The organism is Streptomyces sp. NPDC021096 (assembly GCF_040641275.1).
In the GTDB taxonomy this organism is placed as follows: Bacteria; Actinomycetota; Actinomycetes; order Streptomycetales; family Streptomycetaceae; genus Streptomyces.
Window position 1 is genome coordinate 234,527 of record NZ_JBFADG010000002.1, and the last position, 26,604, is coordinate 261,130.

The following is a 26,604-nucleotide window of genomic DNA, read 5'->3' on the forward strand; positions in this document are numbered from 1 at the left end:
GTCCTGCGGCGTCCGGCGGTCGTACTGTCGAACCTGTTACGGAGGAGGGCTTCTGTTGCGCAGCGTGACCTATTCGATGGGCGTCTCGCTTGACGGCTACATCGTCGGGCCGGACGGCGACTTCGACTGGACGGCACCGGACGAGGAGGTCTTTCGCTCCTGGATCGACGAGATTCGAGAGGTCGACGTTCACCTGTTGGGGAGACGGCTGTACGAGACGATGTTGTACTGGGAGAGCGCCGATCAGGATCCATCGCTCGACGACTCAATGCTGGAGTGGGCCGCGATCTGGAAGCCGCTTCCAAAGGTGGTGTTCTCCACCACGCTGTCGGCGGTGCGGGGTAATGCCCGCCTGGCCTCCGGCGGCCTCGCGGAGGAGATCGAGCGGTTGCGGGCCGAGCCGGGGGAGGGCGACATCGCGATCGGCGGCGCGACTCTCGCCGCCGAGGCGGCCGCGTTGGGTCTGATCGACGAGTACCGGGCCAGGGTCTATCCGGTGCTGGTTGGCGGTGGAATTCCGTTCTTTCCCCAGCGCGAGCGCCGGGTGGATCTCGAACTCGTCGAGACCCGCACCTTCAGCTCGGGCGTCGTATACCTCCGCTACCGCGTGGCGCGTTAAGCGGTGGCGTGAGCGGTTCGCCGGGCGCGCCGATCGGCACTGGACGTCGATCGGCGCGTCGGGCGACCGCAGGCGGCAGGTATCAGGCGAGGTGCCGCGAGAAGAACTTCAGCGTGCTGTCCAGCTCGAATGCCGGTATGTCACCGTGCTTGCCGGGGTTGGCATGCAGGGTCTTCTCGGCAGAGGCCAAGGCGTCGAACAGCGCCAGGCTCTGGTCACGCGGCACGCGCTCATCGTCCCACTGCACCAGGAACTCGACAGGGACGGTGATCCGCGCGGCGTCTCCGGCCGAGGCCGAAGCCCCGCCAAGGCCCAATACGGCAGCGCGGACCCGGGGCTCGGCGGCGACAAAGGGGACGCCGAGTCCGCATCCCAGCGATACTCCCCAGTACCCCACCGGACCGGTGCCTACGTGATCGAGCTGCTGAATCGCGTCCAGGACCGCTTGCCATTCCGGAACGGTCCGGCGGGCCACGAGTGCCTGGAATCCGGCGATCAGCGGCGCCAGTTCTTCCCCAGCCTCCACGCGTGCCTGGTTCTCGGACGCGATCCGGTTGTACTCCTCGTGCGTCGGCCGATCGCCATGACCAGGCACGTCGACCGCCACCACGGCAAAACCGCACTCGGTCACGAAACGGTGCGCAAGGCCCATGATGTCGGGGGCTTTCTTGTGCTGACCGCCGCCGTGGCCCATCACGATGAGGGGACGAGCACCGGCATCTTCAGGCGTCCACAGAACGCCGGGAATCTCGCCGAGGAGGAAGAGCTGTTCACAGATGCCGTTGGAGCATGTTTCAGAGGTGAAGCGCATAGCGTTTCAAGCCTTTCGGGATGCCGTCTACGGGCACTCCCTAGGCCATGCGGGGGAGGGAGGCCCGACCTGTCACAGTGTTGATCGGTCTCACCTCCTCGGTTCGCAGCGGTGCACGGCGGCACGAAAGTACCACGAGGGTATTCGGCTATCTCCCGTCAGGGATGCCGCCAGAACGAAGACAAGGACGGGTCGCATCTCAGTGTCGGTGTGTGGTCTCAGCCCCGGATCCCGAACTAGAGAAGAGGTACCACTCGTCATGAACGGGGACGTGCATCTGCTGGATCCACTGGCCCCGGTCAGCGCGCTGTCCCGCGCGTGGTGCGTTGGCTGTGGGGGTCGAATACATGTACCCCTTCCGGCGCGTTACGGTGCAGAACCGTGCCGTAGGACGTGCGGGGTGCGCTGGCTGTGTGAGGCATCCCTCTCCCGTCGTCGTGGCGCTGGTGGCCTGGGAAGGTTGACCATGTAGTCATGACCTCCTCGCCCCGCCCGCCGCACGTTGGTGGCCGACCGGATCCGATAGACGGGACTACCGCGCTCGGTGGAGAGTCCGCTCCCGCCCGCGGGTACCTGCTGGACAACGCGCGCGTCGAGGCGGGAGAGCGATTCGTTTGGCTGGCCGAGCTGTTCGACGGTGTGACGCGTGGGCACTTCGATCGACTGGGGGTCGGGGCCGGCTCGCGCTGCTGGGAAGTGGGGGCCGGTGGCCGCAGTATCCCGGAGGCGCTCGCGGCGGCCGTCGGTCCGACCGGGCACGTGCTGGCTACGGACATCGACCCGTTGTGGCTGAAGGCAGGCGGCGGGTACGAGGTGCGCCGGCACGACGTCGCCGCTGATCCGCCCCCGGAGCCGGGGACGTTCGATCTGGTGCACGCCCGGCTCGTGCTGGTCCATGTACCCGACCGGGCCCGGGCGTTGGCCACGATGGCGGCGGCGCTGCGGCCCGGCGGCTGGCTGCTGGTCGAGGACGCCGATACCGCTCTGCAGCCACTGGCATGCCTGGACGACAGCGGCCCGGCGCAGCGGCGGGCCAACTGGCTGCGCGACGCGGTCCGGGAGCTGCTGGCGCGCCGCGGCGCGGACCTGCGCTACGGCCGGACACTGCCGCGGGCATTGCGTGAGGCCGGTTTGGTAGATGTCGCCGCAGTGGGCTCTTTCCCGGTCGGCGGGCTGGCCTGCGACCGGCTGGAGGCGGCGACCATCCGGCACGTGCGCGGCGAGCTGCTCGCGGCCGGCCTGGCCGACGACGCCGAGATCGACGCGCACCTGGCCGCCATCCACGCGGGCGAACTCGACCTGACACTCGCGCCGCTGATTTCGGCCTGGGGACGCCGTCCACCCGAGCACCCGCCGGCACTCGGTTAGGTGCGGATCCAGGCGTTGTCCGATCTGCCCACAGCGCTGTTCGTCGAGGGAGGCCAGACAGCTCGCACAGGTGCGCGCCGCGCGTCACCGGACTCGAACGCCTCGGTATCCGTCGTGATCCGCTGCTGCCTGGGCGGCCGGTGCCCGCGGAATCGACGGTGCGCCGACTGCTGGCCCGCGTCGACGGCGACGCCCTGGATCGAGCAGACCGCCGCCCGAAGGCGGCCGGCCCCACTGGCTTGTACGGAGTGTCGGTGGACGGCACGAGCCTGCGCGGCGCCGCCAAGGCAACCGGCCGCAAGATCCACCTGCTCGCCGCCGTGGAGCACACCACCGGCCTGGTCCTGGCCCAGATGGACGTCAGTGAGAAGACCGACGAGATCACCTGCTTCCAGCCCCTGCTGGACACCGTCGCCGACCTGGCCGGCTCAACGATTTGCTCGTCCTGGGCGGGCATCCGCTCCGCCCAGTGAACCAATCGCAACCCCATAGCCCGCCCTCATCGGCGAGAGTGTGCTGTCGCAAGGCAGCGGATGGTCGCTATCCGCAGTCGCCCAGAACGATCCCCGACCCAGCGGACGTGTACGCGGCGTACAGCTGGATCAGCTCGACCGGCATGGTCAGCACCGTGAGCCACATGCACAGCTGTACGCCGACGTAGGTCACCAGCGGTGGCCACGTCTCCCCGAGGCGGGCGCCGTACCGTCGGCGGACCTTCTTGGTGAGCAGCACGCAGATGAACAGTGTGGCTATGCCGAGGGCCAGTCCGGCCCACGCGGCAGCGTATTCCGTCTTCGGGAAGGGCATGTGCCGGCATGCCTCCCGTTGCCGGTCCACCCATTCATTTTCGATGTCATCGGTGCTCAGGGAAGTGACCAGACCGGCAACGCTTATGAGCGGCACCAACAGTGTCGTGATCACCATGCCGGGCGTGACGGGGCGCTTCTGCGTGGCGTCGTCGAGCACATCGGAGGCGGGAGAAGTAACCATCAGTACCAATTCGGTTCGGGCGGACGAGGGCGGATGGGCTGCCCGCGGCGGAGGCCCAGCCATGGCCGCCGCCGGCGGCCGTGTCGCCGGAGTCGAGCGCCCCGCCCACCACAGCGATGGCCGTGCGGTACGAGAGTAGGTCCTGGCCTGCCGTGGGTGAACGGGCGTGGCCGCTGGCGGCCGCTCTACCCGGGGAGTGGCCATGGGTCCGGGCAGCCCGCGGGTGGATCGTCGGTGCGCAGGTGCAGGCTCAGTTCTTTATGGCGTTGCTGATCCTCTCCTGAGCGAGGCGGACGGCGGAGCTCAGCTGGTGGGAACGGGAGCAGGACGCGTGTCAGGGAGGGGGGCGGCCGGCCAGAGGGTGTCGGGGAAGGCGGCCTCGTCGGAGTCCGTGTCGGGGATGAGGGTGGTGAGCATCTGCTGGGCGGTCTTCGCGTGGTCGGCGGCGCGGGGCAGCATGACGCTTTCGTAGGCGTCGAGGGCTTCGTCGATGGTGGGGTGGTCGATGACGGCTTGGGCGAGTTCGGCGCCGTCGAGCAGGGCGAGGTTGGCGCCGACACCGACGGGTGGCATCAGGTGGGCGGCGTCGCCGAGCAGGGTGATGCCGGGTACGCGCTGCCAGGAGTGGGGGACAGGGAGGACGTACATGGGCCGGTTGATGAAACCGCCCTCGTTGTCGCGCACGATGTCCAGCAGGCTCTCGTGCCAGCCCTGGTACTGGGCGAGGAGGCGTGCGCGTACGGAGTCGGTGTCGGCGAGGTCGAGGCCGGTGTGCCAGTCCCGGGGGCCGCGGAAGGTGATGTAGGCGCGGACGTGTTCGTTGCTGTTGCGCTGCAGCACCAGGCTGCGGCGGCCCGCCTTGGCCGACATGGTGCCGCGACCGACCAGGCGGGCGATGCCGGGGTGACGGTGGCCGACGTCGTCGAAGTGGGCTTCCACCATCGTGATGCCGGCGTAGGAGGGTTGGGCGTCGGAGAGCGCGGGGCGTACCCGGGACCAGGCGCCATCGGCGCCGACGACCAGGTCGAAGTCGTCGAAGTCCTCGCCGGTGCGGTCGCGGTGGTGCAGGCGCGCGATGCCGTGGGGCAGCGGGGTGACGGACCTTACGGAGTGGCCCCAGCGGACCGTGCCGGGGGTGAGGGAGTCCAGCAGGAGCGCGCGCAGCTGACCGCGGTCGATCTCGGGCCTGCTCAGATCGCCCTCGCCGGCCTGGTCATGGCGCACCAGGTTCGCGCGGCGGTCGTACAGGCGCCACTCCTGGCCCTCGGGCCGGGACAGGGCGAGGAACTGGTCGAACAGTCCGGCTGCGCGCAGGGCCGCCTGGCCGGTGTCTTCGTCGATGTCGAGAGTGCCGCCCTGAGAACGGGAGTGGGGGGCGGCCTCGTGCTCGAAGACCGTGACCGGCACGCCGTGCTGCTGTAAGACGCGCGCGCAGACGAGGCCGCCGAGGCCGGCGCCGGCGATTGCGATGCGAGGGGTGGGGGACATGAGGGTCACGCTCCGTTCGACGGTTGAGGAGAGTGGAAGAACGCCTCTCGAGTTCCGGCAGCTGAGTGCCAGTCAGGCGTACCTGCTCACAGAAACACAGCAGCTCCAAAAGTGCAACCGCTCCGCTTTTGAATCCGATCGCCTTTATGATCGACTCCCCTCGAACGAGTAGGGTGGAGCGCATGGCTGAGACAACGACAGGACGCCGCGAGCGCAAGAAGGCTCAAACCAGGCAGGCCCTGGCGGATGCCGCGGTGCGGCTGTTCACCGAGCGCGGCTTCGACAACGTCGGTGTACGCGAGGTGGCAGAGGCGGCCGACGTCTCGCTGAGCACGCTCTTCAAGCACTTCCCCGGTAAGGAAGCCCTCGTCTTCGACCTGGACGCGGACGTCGAGAGCGCCCTTATAGCGGCCGTTCGCGACCGGGCCCCCGGTCAGTCGGTGCTGCATGCCCTGCGCGACCACATGGTGCGCACCCGTACCGCCGTACGGACCGACGACCCCGTGTTCGTCCTCGTCGAATCCACCCCCGCGCTGCGGGACTACGCCCGGCGCATGTGGTCGCGCCACGAGAAGGCACTGGCCGCCGCCCTCGCCGAGGCCACCGGGCTCGCCGAGGACACCCCCGCCGTCACCGGCCTGGCACGCTTCGCCCTGGAAGCCCCCAGCATCGCCCGTGCAAGCGACGACCCGGCCCGCACCATGCGCGACTTGTTCACCCTGCTGGAACACGGCTGGGCCACCACCGCCCTGGCGCGACAGGAAGACCGCCGCCCCGGCCGGGACGGGTGACCGCGACCAGATACCGCCAGATACCGCGGCAGCCGCTTGACCGATGGTGTCGGCCCCCGAGGCCTGAGCCGGCCGTCGTACGCCGGCCCAGGCCCGGTTCGCCTCGCGGTTACCGAGTCACGGAGCTACGGATTACGGAGTTACGGATTACGGAGTCACGGCTCCATCGTCCAGCGCTGACGGGCGTCGTCGCTGCAGGCGTCGATCGTCACGTAGCCCGTCTCCCGCGGTGGTGCCACCAGGCACAGGTGCGCGGCCTCGTTGCGGAAGCGGAGGCTGCCGTCGGCGTAGGCCTCCGCCTGCCAGCGGTGGCCCGTGCCGTCCGTCTTGCTGCCGCGGCCGGAGCAGTCGTGCAGCACGGAACGCTCGCCGGGACGGGGCTGGACGCTGTCCAGGATGTCGACGCATCGTCCGCCACCGCGGTATCCCTTGAGCCGGACGAGGTTGTCGCCGCTGCCGGCGTACTGGATGTCCCATCGCTGGGTGCTGGCCCCGATGTTGCGCCGGCGGGTGGTCAGTGGGGCGGCGTCACGGCCGGCCTCGCCGAAGATGTCCAGGTAGAGGCCGTTGTACGCGCGCAGCTGGCGCCGTCCGTCCTCGTCCTCCCATGCGCGCTCGGGCACCGCGCGGGAGTTGTCCCACCACTGCTGGGCGGTGAGGTCGCCGCACGGGTAGGCCACGACCGACGTCTCGTTCCCCGTGCCGGTCAGGCACAGGTTCGGGTAACGGGAGTTGTGCCAGCGGAGCGGGCCGCCGGGCGCGCCCGGGTCCTCGGGGTGCCACTGGGCCTCGGGCGACTCGCACGACAGCATGAGGACGGGGGACACCGGCATGAACGGATTGACGCCCGGGCACGTCTCGTCGGCGGCGGGAGCGGCGCGGTCAGCGAGGGCGCCGGACGCGACTCGGGGGCTGTTGCCTTGGGCGAAGCGGTACCAGTGTCCCCGTACGGTGTCCACACGGAACCGCTGCCGGGCGTTGTACGCCTGCAGACGGGTGGTCACACGGCCGCGGTTGCCCGCAACGTCGAGGACCAACCCGGTCTGGGCGTTCTCGAGGGCGGAGGAGAAGTTGTGCGCCGGGCCGTCGGGCGCGGCTGGTACGGGGCTGGGGGCCGGTTCGAACTGGACGGGGTAGTGGTCCGAGCCGCGCCCCGCGGGGATGTCCGCGTTGAACTGGGGCGTGCCGTGCGTGATCGCGTAGTCGAGTTCTCCGCCCCGCTGGTGGGTGGAGCGGTGGGGCCGGGCCAGTTGCTCGTCGGGCCGCAGGCGGAGGGTCTGCTCCCGGGCCTGCCGGTCGGTGCGGTTGCGGATGTCGAGGTTGAAGTCGCCGACCATGACCCAGTTCTCGCCGGCCCGGGTGGCGGCGCGGATGCGCCTGAGCAGGGGGGCGACGTCCGCGCCGCGCGCGTGGACGTTGTAGTAGACGGTGTTGCCGAACCGTACGCCGAGGGCGCGGCGGTAGCGGTATTCGTTGCGGGGCTCGTTCCGGTTGTACAGCGGGTTCTCGATGACGCGGACCTCGTCCGCGCGGGTGTGGGTGGCCACCGCCAGGTTGACCCGGCCGCCTCGCCAACGGTCCCGTCCCGTGGTGCTGTCGCGTTGCGGGTCGGTCTGGAGGAAGTACACGTGACGGGTGTGGTGGCGGTACCGCCACACCGTGTGGTTCACGTGGTTCGGCAGACCCGCCGGGAACGGGCCGGGAATGCGGATCGACTCACCGACGCCGTGGCGCTGGTGCGCCGCGGGCGGCGGCCCGTTGCCGGCCTCCTGGAGGACGACCACCTGGTGACGCATCGTCAGTGGACCGACCTCGCCGGTCCAGCGCAGCCCATTGTCGGAGCCCTGCATGTTGTAGGTGGCGAACGGCAGGTTGCCGGACGGCGGGGCCGCCGGCGTCGTCGGCCGGTCGTCCGCCCACGCCGTGGAGCCGCCCGGCCCGGGGGCGGCACCGACCAGCAGTCCGGTCGCCAGCAGCACGGAGGTGAGAGCCGCCGTCAGCCGTGATGTGCGTGGTCCGGAGCGGGCCTTGGCGTGGGGCGGTGGTAACGGTAATCGCATCGTGGTCTCCTTGTGGAGCGATCGGGTACGAACAACCGCAGGAACGATCCGTTCATGATTGGAATGTTCGCGTCAAGGCTCGATCCGCGCCACGCGCCCCGCCGCGGGCGAGCGTCTCGGTCGCGCGTCAGCCCGCGGGCCCTGGTCATCGCGCCGCGAGGACCTCGCGTACGAGTGAGTGCCGGTATGGCCGGATGCCGCTCAGGCTTCGCTGAGAGAGGTCACCTTGGCGGCGGGGTCCGGGGCGTTGTGTCGAGTGAACACCCACAGTACGAGCCCGAGGCAGCTGAACGCGGCACCCAGTGCGCATACGGCGCCCCAGCCGGCCACCGTGTAGAGGGAGGTCGCGGCGATGGCGCCGGTGGCGCTGCCGATCGAGTAGAAGACCATGTATCCGCCGATCAACCGGCTGCCCGCGTCCGGGTGCAGCGCGTAGATCAGGGTCTGGTTGGTGACATGGACCGCCTGCACGGCGAGGTCGAGAAGGATCACCCCGACGACCAGGGCCCACAGCGAGCTGCGGGTGAAGGCCAAGGGCAGCCACGAGGCGGCGAGCAGTGCCAGGGCGATGCCGGTGGTGTGCCGGGAGAGACCGCGGTCGTTCAGGCGGCCCGCCACGGTCGCGGCCAGGGCGCCGGCGACACCGATCAGCCCCAGCGCCCCGATCGCGCTGTGGGACAGGAAGTACGGGGCCTCGCTGAGCGGCAGCGCGACGCTGCTCCACAGGGTGCTGAAGGCGGCGAAGATCAGCAGACCGAACAGGGCCCGGTGCCGCAGCAGTCGTTCCCGTGCGAACAGGCTGATCGTGGAGCGCAGGAGCCGGCCGTAGCGCAGAGTTGTCGGCGGAGCGTCACTGTGGCGCGGCAGCACTCGGTGCAGGACCAGGGCGAGCAGAGCGGTGAACGACGCCGAGGCGATGTAGACGGAGCGCCAGCCCGCGAGATCGGCCATGAGGCCGGATGCCGTGCGGGCGAGCAGGATTCCGCTGACCACGCCGCTGGTGACCAGACCGACGACCCGTCCGCGCCCGGCGGGAGGGGCCAGTGACGCCGCGAAGGCCACCAGCGTCTGCGTGACGACCGCGAGAAGCCCCATCGCGGCCACGCCCGCGAGCAGGATCGCCGCTGTGGGGGCGGCGGCTACCGTGGCCAGCGCCACCACCAGGAGCAGTAGTTGGGCCACGATGAGCCGTCTGCGGTCGACCACGTCGCCCAGTGGTACGAGGAAGAAGAGTCCCAGCCCGTATCCGACATGAGTGAGGGTGACCACGCTGCCGACAAGTGCCGGGCTCATGGCGAGGTCGTGGCCCATGGTGACCAGGAGCGGCTGGGATAAGTAGACGTTGGCCACCGCGGCTCCGCAGGCGACGGCGAACAGAATCACGACGCCACGGGACAGGACGAACGCGGAACCTTCCCCGATTCCTCCGCTTCCCCCGCTTCGGGCCTCGGTCCGTCGTGTCACAGCCTCCACAGCCTTGCCGTTGCCGGGCATCGGCACCCCTCCACACATCTGGTTTCAACTTGCTACCAATGACGACGGCGACGGTAACCGCTCTTGGTAGCATGTTGCAACCGTTGTGGGAGGGAGTGAGGGACGCCATGGTGAGCAGGACGCGCTTCGACGACAGCGAATGTCCCGTCGCCCGGTCGGTGGACGCGATCGGCGACTGGTGGTCGCTGCTGATCGTGCGGGACGCCTTCGACGGAAGCCGGCGCTTCGGCGAGTTCCAGCGCAGCCTCGGCGTGGCGAAGAACATCCTCACCGCGCGCCTGCGCACCCTGGTCGCCGGCGGTGTCCTCGAATCCGTCCCCGCCTCGGACGGCAGCGCCTACCGCGAGTACGTACTGACCCCGAAGGGCAAGGCGCTCTTCCCCGTCATCGTGGCCCTGCGGCAGTGGGGCGAACAGAACTTCTTCGCCCCCGGCGAATCACACTCGGAGTTGGTCGACCGTCGACAGGGGCGTCCCCTCCGCGCACTGGAAGTCCTGTCTGCGGACGGGCGGCGACTCAACCCTGACGACACCACCGTCCACAAGGTCTCCAGCCAGTGAACTGACCAGCACCTGCCAGCGAACCGCGGACCGGGAAGCTTCGACTGCACATCGACGTCAACGCCACCGACCGCGACCAGGACGCCGAGCTGGAGCGGCTGCTCGCTCTCGGCGCCAGGCCCGTCGACGTCGGCCAGACCGGCACCGAGAACTGGCACGCCCTGGCCGACCCGGAAGGCAACGAACTCTGCCTCCTGCACTCCGCCGACTGAGGACACTCAGTTTGAGCGGGGCCTGAGCAGGTCCTCGACAAGGGTGTCCATCAGGCCGCGGGGAATGGTCGATCCCGTCAGGGCGCAGTAGACGATCGGGCCGACAAGGGCATCGATCGTGGCGTGGGGGCCGAGCCTGGGCGAGACCTCGCCGGCGTCGATCGCGCGCGCGAGCATCTCTCGTTCTTGGTCACGGCGTGGGTCGAGATAGCGCTTGTGAAAGCTCTTGGCCGTGCCGGGATCGTGCTGCGCCTCGGCGATGAGCGCGAGCAGGACCTTGCCGGCAGGGTCGTCGGCGAGGAATCGCGCGAAGTCGCGAAGGTAACCACGGATGCTCTCCGCCGTGGGCTTCTCCGTCGGGACGGGAAGGTGTTTGTCGCTGTCTTCGATGAGCGTGTCGAGGAGGATCTCGACCTTCGAGGGCCACCAGCGGTAGATCGTCTGCTTGGCGACGCCGGCGCGACGCGCGATTGCCTCAATGGTCAGAGCTCCGAAGCCGTGCTCGACGAGCAGATCGTCTGCGGCATGAAGCACAGCGAGACGTGCGGACTCGTCGCGCCGGCTCCCGGAGCGCGGCCTGCGGGGCTGAGGGCTGGCTGCGGGCATGCGGGACACCATACCCGTCAGCAGCCCGAGGGTGTTGTATAGACGCAACGGCGCGTCTAGTCTAAATTCCCCAACCGCGAAGGAGTGAGCATGTCCGCCACGTCCGACCGCAAGGCCCTCATCATCGGAGCCTCTCGAGGGTTAGGACACGTCCTCGCCAACGAACTCGCCCGACGCGGCTGGCGAGTTACCGCCACGACGCGCCAGGGTGGCGGCGAACTGCAAGCGAATGCCGATGCCTCGAACGGCCAACTGAAGGTCGAATCGCTGGAGATGACAAGCTCCGAACAGCTGGCCGCGCTGCGCGAGCGCCTGGAAGACGACGGCCGTCGACTCGATCTGCTCTTCGTCAACGCTGCGATCGACCGAGGAAACCTGCCGATCCACGAGGTCTCGACCGACATGTTCACCGAGGTGATGATCACCAACGCGTTGAGCCCGCTGCGCACCCTTGAGGCCCTCCGCGGACTCGTCGCGCCCGGCGGAACCGTCGCGGTCATGTCCTCCGACCAGGGCAGCATCTCGCGGAACACCGAGGACGGTTATGAGCTCTACAAGGCCAGCAAGGCCGCGCTCAACCAGCTGATGCGCAGTTACACCACCCGCCATGCCGACGACGGACACACCAAGCTGCTCATCGACCCCGGCCACAATCAGACACAGCTCGGCGGACCCGACGCACCGCTCACCCCCCAGGAGAGCATCCCGGCCGTCGTCGACGTCCTCGAAGCGCAGACCGGCGCCCCGGGCCTGCAGTTCTTGGACCGCCACGGCGAGACCGTCCCGTGGTAGAGCCCCAGACTGAAGCGCCGGTACCGCGCCTCCCTCCTTACGCTGCTGGCAGAGCGAATCGGGCACAGCCGTAGGCCTCACCAAGGCAGTCCCGCACAGGCTCACGACCAGGTTGTGGGACGGGTTCACGCATACGTGTCTCCCAGGTAGACAGCGCCCCGGTCCCGGCCGGCGGCCAAGACGTCGGTGATGACGGCCGGCAGGCACGGCGGCAGTGTGCGCAGTCCGGGGAGCTTGTCGAGAGCGACCCATTCGACGCCGAGCTGCTCGAAGTCCTCGGCGGGCCCGCCGAGGACCGAGGGCTCGTGGAGGATGCGACAGCGGAACATCGCCTCGACCCGATGCCCGGCGCCGGACATCATCTGGTGGCCGTCGGGGTGGTTGGCCTGGATGTACTCGCGCACCACCGCCAGGTCCTCGGCCTTCACGCGCACGCCGGTCTCCTCGAAGACCTCCCGCTCCGCGCACGCGGCCAGGGTCTCCCCGGCGTTCTGGCCGCCGCCCGGCAACCACCAGGTGTCCGGGCGCGGCCAGTCGCCGCGCACCATCAACACGTGCCGGTCACGTACGACCAGGCCGCTCGCCGCGTTCCTGATCCGTCCTTGATCCGTCACCTGCGCCCCGCCCCCTCTCCACCAGCGTCCGCCACCACAGCACCTCACGGGCGACCAAATAGCAAAGGCAAGGAGATTCCACTCCTTGCCACTCTCAACGTATAACGCCCCCGGGGGCTTGCGGCAAGACCCGCCCTATACCGCACAATCGGCGGCCGAAAGGCCACAACCTGCGGAAATGGGAGTCGCGGAGTGCGAGTGTTGTTGACGACATGGGGATCGCGCGGCGATGTCGAACCGCTGGCAGGACTGGCGGTGGGGTTGCGGGAAATCGGCGCGCAGGTGCGGGTATGTGCGCCGCCGGACGAGGAGTTCGCGGCGCTGCTGGCGCGGGTCGGCGTGCCGCTGGTGCCGCTCGGACCGACGGTGCGTTCGGTGGTCGCCGGAACGAAGCCACCGACGGCGGAAGATGCTTTCCGGCTCGCTCCCGAGCTGGTCGCCGCGCGGTTCGACACGCTCACCGCGGCGGCCGAGGGATGTGACGTGCTGCTGGCAACCGGTCTGATGCCGGCCGGCGCACGGGACGTGGCCGAGAAACTGGGCATCCGCTACGTGTACGCGTGCTTCCATATCTCCGGACTGCCGTCGCGGCACTTCCGTCCCGGGATGAGGCCGGGCAAGCAATCCCCGCAGGACGAGACCGACCACCGGGTGCTGTGGGAGCAGGACGCCCAGAGGGTGAACGGGTTGTACGGCGAGGCGCTCAACAGCCATCGGGCGGCGATCGGCTTGCCGCCGGTGGACAACGTCCGCGACCACGTCTTCACCGACCGGCCGTGGCTGGCGGCAGACGCGACGCTGTGTTCGTCGCAGGGCATGACGGAGCTCGACATCGTGCAGACCGGGGCGTGGATTCTGCCCGACGACCGTCCGCTCCCGGCGGATCTGGAGGCGTTCCTGGACGCCGGTGCACCGCCGGTGTATGTGGGCTTCGGCAGCATGGCCGCGCACGTCCCGAAGGACATCGCCCGGGTAGCCATTGAGGCGATCCGCGCGCAGGGCCGCCGCGTACTCCTCGCCCGTGGCTGGGCCGGCCTGGTTCCGATCGACGACGTCGACGACTGCTTCGTCGTCGGCGAGGTCAACCAGCAGGCACTGTTCCGTAGGGTGGCCGCCGTCGTGCACCACGGCGGTGCGGGCACCACGACGACGGCGGCCCGGGCCGGCGCGCCGCAGGTGGTGGTCCCCCGGATCGCGGACCAGCCGTACTGGGCGGGCCGCGTGGCCGAGCTGGGCATCGGCTCGGCTCACGAGGGCCCGACGCCGACCTTCGACTCCCTGTCCGCCGCGCTCACAACGGCCCTGATGCCCGAGACCCGCGCACGAGCGAGTGCCGTGGCCGGCGCGATCCGGACCGACGGGGCGACGGTGGCCGCGAAACTGCTACTCGGCGAGTCAGCCGGGTGAGGCCGCCTGTGTCCGCGTGAACCACGCGGGATCGCTGTGCCGGTGACGGACAGCTGACGGTACGGAGCAGGGGGCGGCCGGGGCGGCCGGGGCGGTCAGGTGCTTCGGGCGATGAGGCCGCCCGGGAAGGCGATGATGGCGGGCTTGGACGATGTGCCGTCGCAGCCTCGGAAAATGCTGTGGTCCGTGACCTCGGACACGAGCGTCAGGTCCTGGGGCGTGGCCGTGTACGTACCTTGGTGGACCACACCGTCCTCGAGCTCGTACTCGAACGTGCCGCCGGCGAGGAAGGTGATCCTGAGGATCAGCGCTGGCGCGATGACGCGGTACGTCGCGCCTAGATAATCGTCCGGCTTCGTGCCACAGGGGTCGGCGGCCCGTGCCGTCTGAGCGGGACCGAGCGGTGTCACTGCCGCCAGCAGTACGGCGAGCAGGGGGAACGCGAGAGCGCGTGGGCCGAGGGGTCGTCGCTTCATGGGAGCTCCTTCGTCAGCGGTGGCGGCAGGGTTGCGGTCGGCCATTCGGGTGACGTCGGCTCGTGTCCTGTCGATGTCGCGAATGTGACTGCCCCGCCCCTGCCGGCTGCTCGAGAATGCAGCCGCAGGCCGTTGGTGAGCGTGGCCGGTGTACGGGGGCGGGGGTGGTACTGCCATGGCGCGGAGCCTCACAGTCGGCGGATGTTGTCGCCCCCGCCTGTCGTCAGGACACCGCCCATCGCGATGACGCGCAACACGCGCTCGTCACACCCCGTCGAACCCATGGCTACCGCCGCACGCCGGAGGATGTGTACGCGATGTGCGAAATTCGAGGAGTCAATCGCGCAATTCCTGCCCGATTTCGGGCAGAAATCTAGATGTTTCCGGGTCTCCCGCCCTATGGTGACCGTCCATGATCACCGTAGATGCCTTGTGGACCTTCTCTCTGATGGTCGGACTTCTCACCCTCACTCCCGGGCTGGACACCGCGCTCGTCCTGCGCACTGCCGCGCTCGGGCACCGCCGTCGCGCCTGGGGCGTGGTCCTCGGCATCCAGAGCGGCACCCTGGCCTGGGGCGTCCTCACCTCGCTCGGGGTGACCGCACTGCTGACCGCGTCTCACCTCGCGTACGAGATGCTCCGCTGGGCCGGGGCCGCGTACCTGGTGTGGATGGGCGGCAGGATGCTGTGGGCGACCTGGCGCCACTCGGCGGACGAGCGCCCGGAGGCGACCGGGAGCGGGGCCGAGGCCAGGACCGGGGCAGGCGCCGACGACACCCTGCGCGGCGGCTGGCGACAAGGGATCGCGACCAACCTTCTCAACCCCAAGATGGGCGCCTTCTATATCGCGGTGCTCCCTCAGTTCATACCCGCCGACGCCCCGCACCTCGCTGCGGGCGTGCTCCTGGCCGGCGTGCACATCCTTCTGGCCGTCATCTGGAGCTGTGCACTGATCGCTCTCGCGCACGTGCTCCGGGACCGTCTGCAACGGCCCTCGGCGCGCCGCTGTCTCGACCGCATCACCGGCACGGTCATCGCCGCCTTCGGACTCCGACTCGCGCTCGGGGAGTGAGGCGCGGCCGACGGGACCGTAGACCGGCCGGCAAACCGATCGAAGTGAAAGGACAGGTACACATGAGGGCGCTCCCCACCAACACGGAAGCCGTGGTCTTCGACTGCGACGGACTGCTGGTCGACACCGAGGCCTGCTGGACCGTCGCGGAAACGGCCGTCTTCGCCGCGCACGGCCATTCCTTCGGCCACGAACAGAAAGCGCTGGTCATCGGCCGTACCGTGGAGGCTGCGGCAGAGGCCATGGCGGAGTACTTCGGGCGGCCCGGAGCCGGTACCGAACTCGCCGCCGAACTCCTCGACAGAGTCCGCAAGGAATTGGCCCGGGGCGCCGCCGCCCTGCCCGGGGCGGCGGAGCTGGTGCGCGCCTGCCGGGCAGCCGTGCCCGTAGCCGTCGCCAGCAACAGCCCCCGGGAACTGCTGGACGCGGCACTGGAGTCGGCTGGTCTCGCCGAATACTTCACCCACACGTTCGCCGCCGACGAGGTGCGTTCCCCCAAGCCCGCACCGGACCCCTACCTCACGGCATGCGAGGCACTCGGTGCGGCCCCGGGGCGTTCCGTCGCCTTCGAGGACTCGGCCACGGGCATCTCCTCGGCACGCGCTGCCGGGCTTTACGTCGCGGTCGTGCCGTCCCTTCCAGGGGCCGACCTCGACCACGATTGGCTGGGCGCCGGGCTGGATGATGCGGAATTGCTGGACTGGGCCGGGAGGTTGGGGTACGACAGCGTCGTCTGATGGCGCGATGCAACGCCGTGCCCTATGCGGGGCCGGGGCCCGGGCCGTCGAGGAAGCGAAGCAGTACGGCGGCCTCCGCGCGGAGCTGCGCGGCTCGGTCGGCGTGCGCGGGCGAAGTCAACTGCGCTGCGACCTCCAGCCGCTCGGCAGCCTCGGCGCGCACTATCTCCACCACACTGCGCTCGCTCAGCTCACGCCGCGTTGCTTCGGTGACGCCGACACCGACAGGCGAGTGCTCGAGGGCCGAGCCGCGGAGCTCGGCATCGTCCACGGGCACCGCCTCAGCGTTGTCCAGCGCAGCGAGTGTTGAGCGCAGGGCGCTCACCGCGGCCTTGTCGCGGGCGCGCATCGCTTCCGGCAGTGCTTGACGCATACGAAGACGTAAAGACATGCCGGTGACCTTATGGCCGTACCGCTGGCCGCACAACGCGATATACGACCTGCGCCCGCATACGGGTCAGCTCGCGCTTCTTTCAGTGGCATTGGCCTGCCACTTGCGTCCCGTAGACGGAGATGAACGGGGCCGAATGGACATCGGGGCCCCGGGGAGCCTCGCGGAGGTCGGCCGGCAACCGGTCGCGCAGCGTCTGCACCCGGGCGCCGAGTCCGGCGTCGGCCTTGTCGGCAGTCACAGCCGGGTGGAGGTGATGGAGCTGACCAGGAAATGGCTCCTCGGCTAAGGCTTGTTCGAGGTGTGGTCACAGACCTTGTCGTTCTCGCGGTCGAAGCCGGGTGGGCGTCCCCGCCGTGCGTCGGCGGGCTTCTGGTTTCGCGCCGATGGCGTCCGGAAGATCAACTGCTTGACCTCAATCGCGCTTGAGGTCTTACGGTTTCCATATGACCTGCACGACAGGCAGGTTCTGCACCGAAGTGCCCAGAGAAGGAAATCCCGTGACGACCCAGCAGATCTCCGACGCCGAACTCGCCGGACAGCCCGCCGCATACTGGACCGGTCTCGCCTACGAGGCGCTCATCGCGTTCACCCGGGCCCGGCAGGTCGAGAAGGGCTACACCCAGCCCCAGTTCTGGTTGCTGCGCAACCTGTCGGAGAACGACATCTCGCCCGACGGCCAGGGAATGACCGTCCCCGAGCTCCGGGAGGCCATGGCCTCCTACATCCGGCCCGAGGACGACCTGGCGGCGGAGTCCGAGGTGCTCGTGGAGCGCGGCTGGCTGACCCGGGACGCCGAGGGCCGGCTGTGGCTCACCAAGGAGGGGGAGCAGGCCCGCGTCGACCTCGCGCGCAACGCCCCCGCGATCCGCGCCGCCCTCCACGAAGGCATCGACGACGCGGACTACGTCACCACGATGAAGGTGCTCCAGAAGCTGATCCGCAACGCGGGTGGGACGGTCGCGTAACAGGCTGAGGGGCCCGGGGGTAGGTGTCGGGCCCTGGCGAGGTTCCTCTGCGAGCCTCCCGAGCTTCTCGAAGTACCGGACGGCTGGGCGTCAGAATCCCAGTGCCGGGGCGCCGTCGGTTCTGCGGTCGTAGAGCTCCTGCGGTGAAGACCAGTTGTAGCCGGTGTGCTGGGACCACAGGATGTGGTTGTCGCTCGCGCCTCGCCAGGCCATGAGGAGTCGTCCGTTGGTGCCGCGCGCGAGGGCCGGTGCTGCTTGGGTGTTGCGGTCGGTGAGGGCTTGTTGGGTGGACCAGTTGGTTCCGTCGAAGTACGACCACCAGACGAGGGTGTCGTTACCTGAGCCCCGCCAGGCCATGACGGGTGTGCCGTCCGCGCCGGTGCCCAGCGCCGGGGAACCGTCGGTTCTGCGGTCGTTGAGCGGCTGCTGCGCGGACCAGCCGTAGCCGGTGTGCTGCGACCACCAGATGTGGTTGTCGGCCGCCCCTCGCCACGCCATCAGAAGCCGTCCGTTGCTGCCGCGGGTGAGGGCGGGCGCCGCTTCGGTACGGCGATCGGTCAAGGCCTGTTGCGAGGACCAGGAGGTTCCGTCGAACTGCGACCACCAGATGAGATTGTCTGCTCCCATGCCCCGCCAGGCCATCACCGGTGTGCCGTCCGCGCCGGTGCCCAGTGCGGGCGATCCGTCGGTTCTTCGGTCGTTGAGTGCTTGTGGTGCGGTCCAACTGGCGCCGTCGTATTGGGACCACCAGATGTGGTTGTCGGCAGCGCCTCGCCAGGCCATGAGGAGCTGCCCGTTGGCGCCGCGGGTGAGGGCGGGTGCCGCTTCGCTGCGGCGGTCGGTGAGGGCTTGCTGGGTGGACCAGCTGGTTCCGTCGAATTGCGACCACCAGATGAGGTTGTCCGCCCCCATGCCCCGCCAGGCCATGACGGGTTTGTCGACCGCTTGGGCGGCGGTGCGGGCTTCACCTCCGGCGTGAGAAGCCTGGGGCTGCGCCACCAGCGTGGCGAGCAGCGCGGCGGCCGCGCACAGTACGTAGCGCGTTCGGCTTCGGTAGCTGTGGCTACGGCTGTGGCTTCGGCTGCCGCGAGTTGACGACCGGGATGTCAGCGGTAAGTGGATCATTCCTGCCTCCCTGATAGGTGGCGTGGATGCCTGTATGCGATCACGTGGAGAGCTCGTCCGGCGAACATGTCCGTCCGGGTGCGGTGGGAGTCGGGGGTGACGGGAAGCTTCGTCTGGCGTGAGAGCGACGATGTGCTGCCGAAGTGGCGCCGGCATTCCCATGCGTCGGACGACGATGGCGCGGGAAGCTCTCCCCCGCAAGTCCGCCGACAAGTTCGGCGGATACTGGGCGGATACTGGCGGGCTGGGCGCAGGCCGGGGCACGACGGCGAAGGCACGCTTATGTGGCCGTCCCCCACGAGCAGCGCGGACGCTACGTACGCTCACCCCATCGAACCGCAGGCACCGTCGACCTAAGGTGCCGGCATGACCGGCCCCACGGACCACCCCCATAGCCCTGATCATCCCGGCCACCCCGTTGCCCCCGACTTCGCGGGGCGCACCGCCCTCGTCACCGGCGCCGCCAGCGGTATCGGCGCGGCATGTGCTCTGCGGCTCGCCGCCGCCGGGGCGAGGGTGCGCGCTCTGGACCGGGACGCCGACGGGCTCGCGGCACTCGGCCGGAGGGCACAATCCCTGCCCGGAAGCGTCGAGGCCGTGTGCCTCGACCTCGGAGATCTCGACGCGGCCGAGCGCGCCGCCGGCGACGTCGACATCCTCGTCAACAATGCCGGAATCCAGGTGGTGCGCCCCATCGAGGACTTCCCGCCCGATGCCTTCCACCGGATCATCACCGTCATGCTGGAGGCCCCGTTCCGGTTACTGAGGGGCGCTCTGCCGCACATGTACGGCCAGGGCTGGGGCCGGGTCGTCAACATCTCCTCCGTCCACGGGCTGCGCGCGTCCGCCTACAAGTCCGCCTACGTCGCCGCCAAGCACGGCCTCGAGGGGCTGTCCAAGACGGCTGCCCTCGAAGGGGCACCCCACGGCGTCACCTCCAACTGTGTGAGCCCCGGATACGTACGTACGCCGCTGGTCGAGAAGCAGCTCGCGGACCAGGCGGCCGCGCACTCCCTCCCCGTCGAGCGCGTTCTGGCGGATGTCCTCCTGGCCGGGCAGGCGCTCAAACGGCTCGTCGAACCGGAAGAGGTCGCCGAAGCGGTCGTTTATCTCTGTGGACCGCACGCCTCCTTCATCACCGGTACGACGCTCACGATGGATGGTGGATGGACCGCCCGCTGATGGGCCGCCAGCTGAGGGACCGCGCGCTGAGGGACCGCGCGCGGGTGGACAGCCCGCGGGTGGACGGCTCGCCGGCGGCGGACCACCCGCCGATTGACTTGGTGGCGGACCACCCGCCGATTGACCTGGTGGTGGACCAGCCGCCGACCGGCGGTAAGCCTGTCCCCATGGCCGACGATCACACTGACCACATTGACCACGCCGACAGCCCCTTCGCCACCTACCTCGCACTGCTCGCGAGCGGCGCGCCCGCCGCGTCGTACGAACGGCCCGTCCTGCGAGCCCGTGCCGACGGGGCGCCACCGGACCGGCTTGCCGCCGTGGAGCACGCGAAGCTCCTCGCCTTACGCGTCCGGGCCGAGCTGGAGGACCGCAGAAGGCGCGAGGCCGAGCTGTCGGCCCTCTTCGCCACCGCGCACGACCTGGCGGGGCTGCGCGACGTCGACGCGGTGCTCCGGGCCATCGTGCAGCGCGCCCGTTCGCTGCTGGGCACCGATGCCGCGTATCTCACCCTTCACGACGCGGTTGCGGGAGACACCTATATGCGGGTCACCGAAGGCTCGGTCTCGGCGCGCTTCCAGGCACTGCGGCTGGGCATGGGGGAGGGGCTCGGCGGACTCGTCGCGCAGACGGCACGGCCCTACGCCACCGACAGCTATCTGGACGACCCCCGCTTTCAGCACACCCCGGTCATCGACTCGGGCGTGCGCGACGAGGGGCTCGTCGCGATCCTGGGCGTCCCCCTGCAGCTGGGCAGCCGCGTCATCGGAGTTCTCTTCGCCGCCGACCGGCGTTTCCGCGTCTTCAACCGGCAGCAGATCGCCCTGCTGGGTTCCCTCGCCGCCCACGCGGCCGTGGCCATCGACACCGCCGACCTCCTCGCGGAAACCCGCTCCGCTCTGGCCGACCTCGAGGCGGCCAACGCGGTCATCCGTGACCGCAGCGCCGCCGTCGAGCGCGCCGCCGACATCCACGACCGGCTCACCGAGCTCGTCCTGCGCGGCGGCGGAGTGCACGACGTGGCCGCCGCGGTCGCCGAAGTGCTCGGCGGCCGGGTCGAGTTCCTCGACTCGGGCGACGGGCCCGCGCCCGCCGTCGAACGTTCCCGTGCCGAGGGCCGCGCCGTCCGCCACGGCGACGACTGGATCGCGGCCGTCTCCGCCGCCGACGAACTGATGGGCGCCCTGCGCCTGCGCGACCGCCCCGGCCTCGACCCCGTCGACCGGCGAGCGCTGGAGCGCGCCGCCATGGTCACCTCACTCCTGCAGCTGGCCCGCCGCTCCGTGGGCGAGGCCGAACAGCGGGTACGCGGCGAGCTCCTGGACGACCTGCTGGACGCCCCCGAGCGGGCTCCCCGCCTCCTGCGCAAACGCGCCGCCCGCCTGCGCGCGGATCTCGACACGCCCCATATCGTCCTCGCCGCCCGGATCGCGGACGAGCGCGCCGACGCCCCCGCCGACCGGCAGCGCCTGTGGTCCGCCGCCTCCCACCTTGCCGCCACCGGCCACGGCCTCGCCGTCGCCCGGGACGGCGGCACCGTACTGCTCCTGCCCCACGGCCCGCACGACAGCGCCACCACGACGGCCCGGACCACCGCACGCCGCCTCGAAGCCGCCCTCCACGCACGGGTCACCGTCGGCGCCTCCACCCCCGTACCCGCCCCGGCCGCCCGCCCCTGCGACGTCGCCGCCGCCTACGCCGAAGCCCGCCGTTGCCTGGACGTGCTGCACGCACTCGGCCGGGGCGGGGATGGCGCGTCGGCCGACGACTTCGGATTCCTGGGCCTGCTGCTGACCGGTACGTACGGCGGAACCGATGGCGGATCCCGTGGCGGATCCCGTGGTGGAAGCCACGACGGATCCCGCGACGGATCCCGCGTCGGGGTGTTCGTCGCCCGCACGATAGGACCCGTCATCGACTACGACGCCCGGCGCGGCACCGCGCTCGTCCGCACCCTCGACGCCTATTACGCCTGCGGCATGAGCCCCGCGCGCACCAAGGACGAACTGCACGTGCACGTGAACACCGTCGCCCAGCGTCTGGACCGCGTGGCCCGCCTCCTCGGCGCGGACTGGCAGTCGCCCGCCCGCGCCCTGGAGATTCAGCTCGCGCTGCGCCTGCACCGGCTCTCACCGTCGCTCGGCGGCGGCAGATGAAGGCTGAGCGCGCCCAGTGGACTCATCTGGCTCGTAGGAGAGGTCGCGGTGCCGCGTCTCCTGGGCACACCCGACCGCGACGAGTGTGAGGACGGCCGCGGCCATCACGTACAAGGCGATCGGAGTCGCGCTGCCGTAGTCGGCGAGCAGCGCTGTGGCGATCAGGGGAGCCGGGGCGCCGGCGGCCACGGACGAGAACTGGGCCCCGATCGACGCGCCGGAGTACCGCACCCGGGTCGCGAACATCTCCGAGAAGAACGCGGCCTGGGGCGCGTACATCGCGCCGTGGCACACGAGCCCCACCGTCACGGCGACGACCAGCGACAGGAACGATCCCCTGTCGACGAGCGCGAAGAAGGGGAACGCCCAGGCGCCCACCCCCGCCGCGCCCAGCAGATAGACGGGCCGCCGGCCGATCCGGTCGGACAGGGCGCCCCACGCGGGGATGACGGCGAAGTGCACGGCCGAGCCGATCAGAACCGCGTTGAGGGCCGTCTGCTTGGACAGATGTGTCTGCTCGGTCGCGTAGACGAGGATGAAGGCGGTGATGACGTAGTAGCTGATGTTCTCCGCCATCCGCGCACCCATGGCGATGAGGATGTCCCGCCACTGGTCACGCAGGACGGCCACGAGCGGCATCCGCTCGGCGCCTTCTCCCGTCTCCTTTCGAGATTCGGCGCGGGCCAGCGCGGCCTTGAACACCGGCGACTCGTCGACGGACAGCCGAATCCACAGCCCCACCATCACCAGCAGCCCCGACAACAGGAACGGCACCCGCCAGCCCCACGACACGAACGCCTCGTCCGACAGCACAGCCGTCAGCGCGGACAGCACCCCCGTCGCGAGCAACTGCCCGGCAGGCGCCCCGGTCTGCGGCCACGCCGCCCAGAACCCCCGCCGCCGGGCATCCCCGTGCTCCGACACGAGCAGCACCGCACCACCCCACTCACCCCCGAGCGCGAACCCCTGCACGAGCCGGAGCACGGTGAGCAGCACGGGCGCGAGAGACCCGACCGCGGAATGGGTCGGCAACACCCCGATGGCACACGTCGCGCTCCCCATCATCAACAGGCTCACCACAAGCAGCCTCTTCCGCCCCAGCCGGTCGCCGTAGTGCCCGAACACCAATGCCCCGACCGGCCGCGCGGCGAAGCCGACGGCGTAGGTCAGGAACGACAGGAGTGTGCCCACGAGCGGATCGGAGTCGGGGAAGAAGAGCCGGTTGAACACCAGCGCGGCGGCGGAACCGTAGAGGAAGAAGTCGTACCACTCGATAGTGGTCCCGATGAGGCTAGCGACGACGATCTTGGGGAGTGAGTTGGGGGTGGGGGAGGGTGGGGCAGGGGTGGTCATGGTCATCACTTCCGGGTGGGGGAGGGGGCGTGTCATTGCGCCGACACACCGTAGGAAGATGCAGGTCAGGGGCCTATGTGGTGGGGGGCCACACTTCGGGGGCCGGGTGTGAGCGCAGCGCCTATGAGAGGGCGCTACGGGACCTGCAGATCGCTCAACTCGATTTACGGATTCGGTGCGGAGTAATCTCGCGATTGGGCTGATCTGGCACCCGGGTGCTGACTCCCGTGCTGACTTGGTGCTGACTAAAATCCCACGTCAGCACCCCTGGTCACCTATCCCGTGCTGACTTGGTGCTGACTACGGAGCGTTGAACTCGGGCATTCGGGTACGGAGTGGACTGGCGTGCCGGGTCGCGTGACCCCTCGATGGGGTGTTCGTCCGGCCTCACCCGGGAGGCGCCTCGAGAGGTAGCACGCATCAGACGGGCGGTGATCTTGTGGGCCCTCAGAGCGGGTTCACGGGTCGCCCGAATTGACCGTAAACCGTGAGGCGGGGGCGAAGCCTCTGGGGAGCGGGAGGAGTGGTTCGTCGAGGGCGTGCCAGCACAGGTGCTTGCCGGTGAATGCGGTGCGGGGGTGAAGCCAGCGCTCGTTGTCCAGTCAGTAGCCCTGGCCGGCGTTCAGTGGCAGGCGGATCTGGTAGGCCTCAAGCGCGGCGCGCAGTTGCGGCAGGTAGGGCTGGACGATGGGGCTGAAGCGTGCGAGGCCGTAGAGCCGGCGCTGGATGGGCACCCGTTCGCCGGGGGGCACCTGTGTCGCGTGACCCGTCGCCACCGCCGATGAACGCGGTACGTTCCTTGCTGAGCGCGACGAGGGCTTCGTGGCTGCGCGCTGCGATGTCCGTGAAGAGTGCACGGTCGTCGGTCAGCAGGCTTAACGTCTCCGGATCTGGAGGGCCCTCCGGAACGGGGGTCCTGGTCCTCTGCGTAGACGAGAAGTCCCAGATCCCGACCCTGGACCGGTCCCAGCCCGTCCTGCCGATGATGCCCGGGGTCCCGAGCGGGTCACCATGACTACCTGCGTCTCGGCGCCACCACACTCTTCGCCGCAACGGGCAAAGTCATCGGCTCACTGCACCACCGGCACCGGGCCGCAGAGTTGAGGAAGTTCCGCGCCAAGCTCGACCGAGAAGCCCCCGCCGGCTTGGACGTCCATCTGATCTGTGACAACTATGGCGCCCACAAGACCGAGGTGGTGAGGCGATGGCTGCTGGCTTGCCTCCGCTTCCAGCTGCACTGCCCCCCCCGGACAGGATCCTCCTGGCTGAACCTGGTAGAGCGGCGAGCTGACTAACAAGAAGCTCCGCCGTACACCGCTCTGTCCAGGCCCTCGAGCGCGACATACGGAACTGGATCGCCACGTAGAACGACAACCCTTGCCCCTGCGTAGGGACCAAGACCGCCGACCAAATCTTCGAATGCCTCGCCGCTTATTGCCGACGGTTCACTGATTCAGGACACTCTGAACTCGCTGACTTCAGCGTGTGGGTCGGACAGGGGCGGCTGGTCGGCGCGCGGCCAGGGTCGGTGGCAGCCAGGCGTCAGGGGTGTGCTCGAGGAGTTGACGGAGCACTTTCTCCCCGTCGGGAAGATCGAGGAGGAGCTTCGTCCTGCGGCCTGCCTCGATGTCGCGCCGTGCCTCCGCGAGGTTCGAGGCCCCGCTGATGGTGCAGTACTCAACGCAGGTGCCGATATCGATGGCCCACGTTCCGAGTGCAAGGGTCAAGTCACGGGCACGTACCAGGCGCTGGGCCCCTTTTGAGAACCTCTCCAGGACTTCGGCAGCAGTGGGTTGAACCTCCAAAGCGAGGGGTCCGGTGCCAATGCTGATGGCCTCACCGCGAAGGAGGCGGGCTGCTTGGTGAACGCCGGCAGCATCACCCGCAGTGATCTCTCCCGGGATGGGAAAGTGCACGTTCGTGGAGTCTTGGATGAAGCGCAAGTCCTCGCAAAGGTCCAGCCAGATGCGAAAGCTGTCATCCATCCAGTCCTCGGCCACAGTGGCTTGGAACGTGCATGCCTCTGCTCGGGGACCAATTGTCAGGCACAGGACGGCTCCAGATCGCGCAGCGGCAAGCAGTCGCAGGACGGGAAGCGCCGCCGACGGCGTCGGGTACTCCCGGGTGCCTGACGTCGCCAGCTCAATGCCCCAAGTGGAGTCTGTGCGATTCACCTGTACTCGCAGACTCAGCAGGCCCGTGAGGTCAGCTCCACGGAGGATGGTGCCACCGGTGCCCCAGGTCCGTTCCCGGAAGAACAGAGGGATGGATTGAACCGGTTTGCCCAGTGAGCCCATCACGCTGAGCTGTGCGCCGAGGGCGGGTTCGAGTGGCTCTCGTTGAGCCTCGAGTTGCAGGGCGTGCAGGGGCAAGGGGCCGCTGATCCCGAGTTCCGGCGGGGCGTCGATGCGGAAGCCGTGCAGGTACCGGCCTTGCAGTTCGAGGTCTTCTCCGTAGAGGATGGCTTGTTCGTACCTGCGCTGCTCCGATGAGCTGTCCGGGTCGTCGCCTGAAAAGGCGATGTTGCCCGTGACGACGACCGGTGCGACCCGGGCGCTGCGTAGATCCTTCGGCGTGATCGCTACCTGGGTGTTGCCCTCCTCGTCCGCTGAGACAGAGAGGCGATAGTGGGGCGACACCTCGTCCGCTCTACGGAGCAGGGTTCGTTGCCGGGCTACGAGATCGGGAACGCCACGCAACATCACTGCCTCTTCGGCGCGGACCTCCGCGATGCGGTCCAGGAGGTAGGTATCGGTTGCGTACAGGACGCTGCGCACCAGATCCTCATGCCGCGCCAACTGCTCGTTCAGCCAATGGACTCCGTGCATATTACGCACAAAAGGGTACTCATTACGCAGATCGTCGAACCATGCCCACTCGCGGTCGGTCAGGTGTACGGGCGCTATGAGGTCCCAGGCATCTGGTTGATGTTGGGCAGCGGTGCGTAGAGAGCTCTCAACCTGTCGGCGGCGACTGGCCGTGAGACGTCCGGTGAAGGACTTCAGCTCATAGATGATCAGTTGGTTGTCCTCGTCATACTCGAAGACATCCTTGCCTCGGTCGCCGCCGCTGCCGTCCACCACGCGGGCCAGCGGGCGTAGCCGCAGCAACAGGGTGGGCACCAGCGAGGCGTACTGCTTCTCGTGGTGTTGAAGCTGGGCCCAGGGAACCGTGACCATGCAGCCAGGGTAGGGGTAGGCACTGACAGGTGATGACGGTCGGCGGCAGGGTGGGTCCCAGCGGTCACCGGTCAGCAGGGTTCCCCTGGTCGGCTCCGTTTGGCGATCGATCGGGTCGCTTGCTGACCAGCCGTCTCGCGTTTGCCTCCTGAC

General features: G+C 69.3%; 26 protein-coding genes and 2 pseudogenes. 15 read left to right on the top strand and 13 right to left on the bottom strand.

Translation table 11 applies throughout. From position 1 onward, the window contains the following. Positions 1-55: 55 nt before the first annotated feature. Positions 56-619 (top strand): dihydrofolate reductase family protein, encoded by a 564-nt coding sequence (locus tag AB0G59_RS04690; protein ID WP_360908014.1) that lies wholly within the window; start codon positions 56-58, stop codon positions 617-619. Between the two features lie 82 nt (positions 620-701). Here AB0G59_RS04690 and AB0G59_RS04695 read toward each other — a convergent pair whose 3' ends face one another. Then, entirely contained in the window at positions 702-1,430 is a 729-nt protein-coding gene (locus AB0G59_RS04695; RefSeq protein WP_360908016.1) for an alpha/beta fold hydrolase, read from the bottom strand. Positions 1,431-1,904: 474 nt separating this feature from the next. Here AB0G59_RS04695 and AB0G59_RS04700 point away from each other — a divergent pair, with 474 nt between their 5' ends. Then, a complete protein-coding gene (locus AB0G59_RS04700; RefSeq protein ID WP_360908018.1) occupies positions 1,905-2,798 on the top strand; it encodes a methyltransferase domain-containing protein in 894 nt (297 codons plus the stop codon). 254 nt (positions 2,799-3,052) lie between these two features. Next, complete coding sequence (locus tag AB0G59_RS04705; RefSeq protein WP_360908021.1) at positions 3,053-3,271, top strand: hypothetical protein; 219 nt, start codon at positions 3,053-3,055, stop codon at positions 3,269-3,271. A 67-nt stretch (positions 3,272-3,338) separates the two neighbouring features. On the opposite strand, the gene AB0G59_RS04710 is transcribed toward AB0G59_RS04705, so the two are convergent. Continuing rightward, complete coding sequence (locus tag AB0G59_RS04710) at positions 3,339-3,764, bottom strand: hypothetical protein (RefSeq protein ID WP_360908023.1); 426 nt, start codon at positions 3,762-3,764, stop codon at positions 3,339-3,341. 327 nt (positions 3,765-4,091) lie between these two features. Next, positions 4,092-5,276, bottom strand: a complete 1,185-nt coding sequence (locus AB0G59_RS04715) for an NAD(P)/FAD-dependent oxidoreductase (RefSeq protein WP_360908025.1) — start codon at positions 5,274-5,276, stop codon at positions 4,092-4,094. Positions 5,277-5,458: 182 nt separating this feature from the next. Between AB0G59_RS04715 and AB0G59_RS04720 the strand changes: the two genes are divergently transcribed. After that, positions 5,459-6,067 (top strand): helix-turn-helix domain-containing protein, encoded by a 609-nt coding sequence (locus AB0G59_RS04720; protein ID WP_360908027.1) that lies wholly within the window; start codon positions 5,459-5,461, stop codon positions 6,065-6,067. A gap of 155 nt (positions 6,068-6,222) precedes the next feature. On the opposite strand, the gene AB0G59_RS04725 is transcribed toward AB0G59_RS04720, so the two are convergent. After that, a complete protein-coding gene (locus AB0G59_RS04725; RefSeq protein ID WP_360908029.1) occupies positions 6,223-8,127 on the bottom strand; it encodes an endonuclease/exonuclease/phosphatase family protein in 1,905 nt (634 codons plus the stop codon). A 201-nt stretch (positions 8,128-8,328) separates the two neighbouring features. Next, positions 8,329-9,621: an MFS transporter gene (locus tag AB0G59_RS04730; RefSeq protein ID WP_360908031.1), complete on the bottom strand. Its 1,293-nt coding sequence runs from the start codon at positions 9,619-9,621 to the stop codon at positions 8,329-8,331. A 107-nt stretch (positions 9,622-9,728) separates the two neighbouring features. Between AB0G59_RS04730 and AB0G59_RS04735 the strand changes: the two genes are divergently transcribed. Both AB0G59_RS04735 and AB0G59_RS04740 read left to right on the top strand, forming a co-directional pair. Next, positions 9,729-10,181, top strand: coding sequence for a helix-turn-helix domain-containing protein (locus tag AB0G59_RS04735; RefSeq protein WP_360908033.1), 453 nt, complete (start codon positions 9,729-9,731; stop codon positions 10,179-10,181). An 8-nt stretch (positions 10,182-10,189) separates the two neighbouring features. Then, positions 10,190-10,393 (top strand): annotated as a pseudogene (locus tag AB0G59_RS04740) (VOC family protein); the annotation flags it as partial. Positions 10,394-10,399: 6 nt separating this feature from the next. Here the strand turns inward: AB0G59_RS04740 and AB0G59_RS04745 are convergent. Further along, positions 10,400-10,999 (bottom strand): TetR/AcrR family transcriptional regulator, encoded by a 600-nt coding sequence (locus AB0G59_RS04745; RefSeq protein WP_360908035.1) that lies wholly within the window; start codon positions 10,997-10,999, stop codon positions 10,400-10,402. A gap of 90 nt (positions 11,000-11,089) precedes the next feature. Between AB0G59_RS04745 and AB0G59_RS04750 the strand changes: the two genes are divergently transcribed. Continuing rightward, positions 11,090-11,791: an SDR family NAD(P)-dependent oxidoreductase gene (locus tag AB0G59_RS04750; RefSeq protein ID WP_360908037.1), complete on the top strand. Its 702-nt coding sequence runs from the start codon at positions 11,090-11,092 to the stop codon at positions 11,789-11,791. A 125-nt stretch (positions 11,792-11,916) separates the two neighbouring features. Here AB0G59_RS04750 and AB0G59_RS04755 read toward each other — a convergent pair whose 3' ends face one another. Continuing rightward, positions 11,917-12,405, bottom strand: coding sequence for an NUDIX domain-containing protein (locus tag AB0G59_RS04755; protein WP_360908039.1), 489 nt, complete (start codon positions 12,403-12,405; stop codon positions 11,917-11,919). Positions 12,406-12,597: 192 nt separating this feature from the next. Between AB0G59_RS04755 and AB0G59_RS04760 the strand changes: the two genes are divergently transcribed. Then, on the top strand, positions 12,598-13,812 hold the full coding sequence (locus tag AB0G59_RS04760) for a glycosyltransferase (RefSeq protein ID WP_360908041.1): 1,215 nt from the start codon (positions 12,598-12,600) through the stop codon (positions 13,810-13,812). A gap of 95 nt (positions 13,813-13,907) precedes the next feature. Here the strand turns inward: AB0G59_RS04760 and AB0G59_RS04765 are convergent, their stop codons facing one another. After that, positions 13,908-14,288: a hypothetical protein gene (locus AB0G59_RS04765; protein WP_360908043.1), complete on the bottom strand. Its 381-nt coding sequence runs from the start codon at positions 14,286-14,288 to the stop codon at positions 13,908-13,910. A gap of 412 nt (positions 14,289-14,700) precedes the next feature. On the opposite strand from AB0G59_RS04765, the gene AB0G59_RS04770 reads away from it, so the two are divergent. Further along, positions 14,701-15,360 carry a LysE family translocator gene (locus tag AB0G59_RS04770; protein ID WP_360908045.1) on the top strand — a complete coding sequence of 220 codons (660 nt, stop codon included), beginning with the start codon at positions 14,701-14,703 and terminating at the stop codon, positions 15,358-15,360. A 62-nt stretch (positions 15,361-15,422) separates the two neighbouring features. Beyond that, complete coding sequence (locus AB0G59_RS04775; RefSeq protein WP_360908048.1) at positions 15,423-16,097, top strand: HAD family phosphatase; 675 nt, start codon at positions 15,423-15,425, stop codon at positions 16,095-16,097. A gap of 22 nt (positions 16,098-16,119) precedes the next feature. Here AB0G59_RS04775 and AB0G59_RS04780 read toward each other — a convergent pair whose 3' ends face one another. Further along, positions 16,120-16,446: a hypothetical protein gene (locus tag AB0G59_RS04780; RefSeq protein WP_360908620.1), complete on the bottom strand. Its 327-nt coding sequence runs from the start codon at positions 16,444-16,446 to the stop codon at positions 16,120-16,122. Between the two features lie 178 nt (positions 16,447-16,624). Here AB0G59_RS04780 and AB0G59_RS04785 point away from each other — a divergent pair, with 178 nt between their 5' ends. Both AB0G59_RS04785 and AB0G59_RS04790 read left to right on the top strand, forming a co-directional pair. Then, a complete protein-coding gene (locus tag AB0G59_RS04785; protein ID WP_360908050.1) occupies positions 16,625-16,777 on the top strand; it encodes a hypothetical protein in 153 nt (50 codons plus the stop codon). Between the two features lie 211 nt (positions 16,778-16,988). Beyond that, a complete protein-coding gene (locus tag AB0G59_RS04790; protein WP_360908052.1) occupies positions 16,989-17,456 on the top strand; it encodes a MarR family winged helix-turn-helix transcriptional regulator in 468 nt (155 codons plus the stop codon). 90 nt (positions 17,457-17,546) lie between these two features. Here AB0G59_RS04790 and AB0G59_RS04795 read toward each other — a convergent pair whose 3' ends face one another. Beyond that, positions 17,547-18,383, bottom strand: coding sequence for a hypothetical protein (locus AB0G59_RS04795; protein WP_360908054.1), 837 nt, complete (start codon positions 18,381-18,383; stop codon positions 17,547-17,549). A gap of 564 nt (positions 18,384-18,947) precedes the next feature. On the opposite strand from AB0G59_RS04795, the gene AB0G59_RS04800 reads away from it, so the two are divergent. After that, a complete protein-coding gene (locus AB0G59_RS04800; RefSeq protein ID WP_360908055.1) occupies positions 18,948-19,763 on the top strand; it encodes a 3-hydroxybutyrate dehydrogenase in 816 nt (271 codons plus the stop codon). A gap of 167 nt (positions 19,764-19,930) precedes the next feature. Beyond that, positions 19,931-21,919 carry a helix-turn-helix domain-containing protein gene (locus AB0G59_RS04805; RefSeq protein WP_360908057.1) on the top strand — a complete coding sequence of 663 codons (1,989 nt, stop codon included), beginning with the start codon at positions 19,931-19,933 and terminating at the stop codon, positions 21,917-21,919. On the opposite strand, the gene AB0G59_RS04810 is transcribed toward AB0G59_RS04805, so the two are convergent. Both AB0G59_RS04810 and AB0G59_RS04815 read right to left on the bottom strand, forming a co-directional pair. After that, positions 21,893-23,272: an MFS transporter gene (locus AB0G59_RS04810; protein ID WP_360908059.1), complete on the bottom strand. Its 1,380-nt coding sequence runs from the start codon at positions 23,270-23,272 to the stop codon at positions 21,893-21,895. The two genes, AB0G59_RS04805 and AB0G59_RS04810, sit on opposite strands and share 27 nt — an antisense overlap. 602 nt (positions 23,273-23,874) lie before the next feature. Next, on the bottom strand, positions 23,875-24,006 hold the full coding sequence (locus AB0G59_RS04815; protein WP_360908061.1) for a hypothetical protein: 132 nt from the start codon (positions 24,004-24,006) through the stop codon (positions 23,875-23,877). Between the two features lie 182 nt (positions 24,007-24,188). Here AB0G59_RS04815 and AB0G59_RS04820 point away from each other — a divergent pair. Further along, positions 24,189-24,734, top strand: a pseudogene (locus AB0G59_RS04820) (IS630 family transposase); the annotation flags it as partial. A 16-nt stretch (positions 24,735-24,750) separates the two neighbouring features. Here the strand turns inward: AB0G59_RS04820 and AB0G59_RS04825 are convergent. Beyond that, on the bottom strand, positions 24,751-26,451 hold the full coding sequence (locus AB0G59_RS04825) for a hypothetical protein (protein WP_360908063.1): 1,701 nt from the start codon (positions 26,449-26,451) through the stop codon (positions 24,751-24,753). Positions 26,452-26,604: the final 153 nt, after the last annotated feature.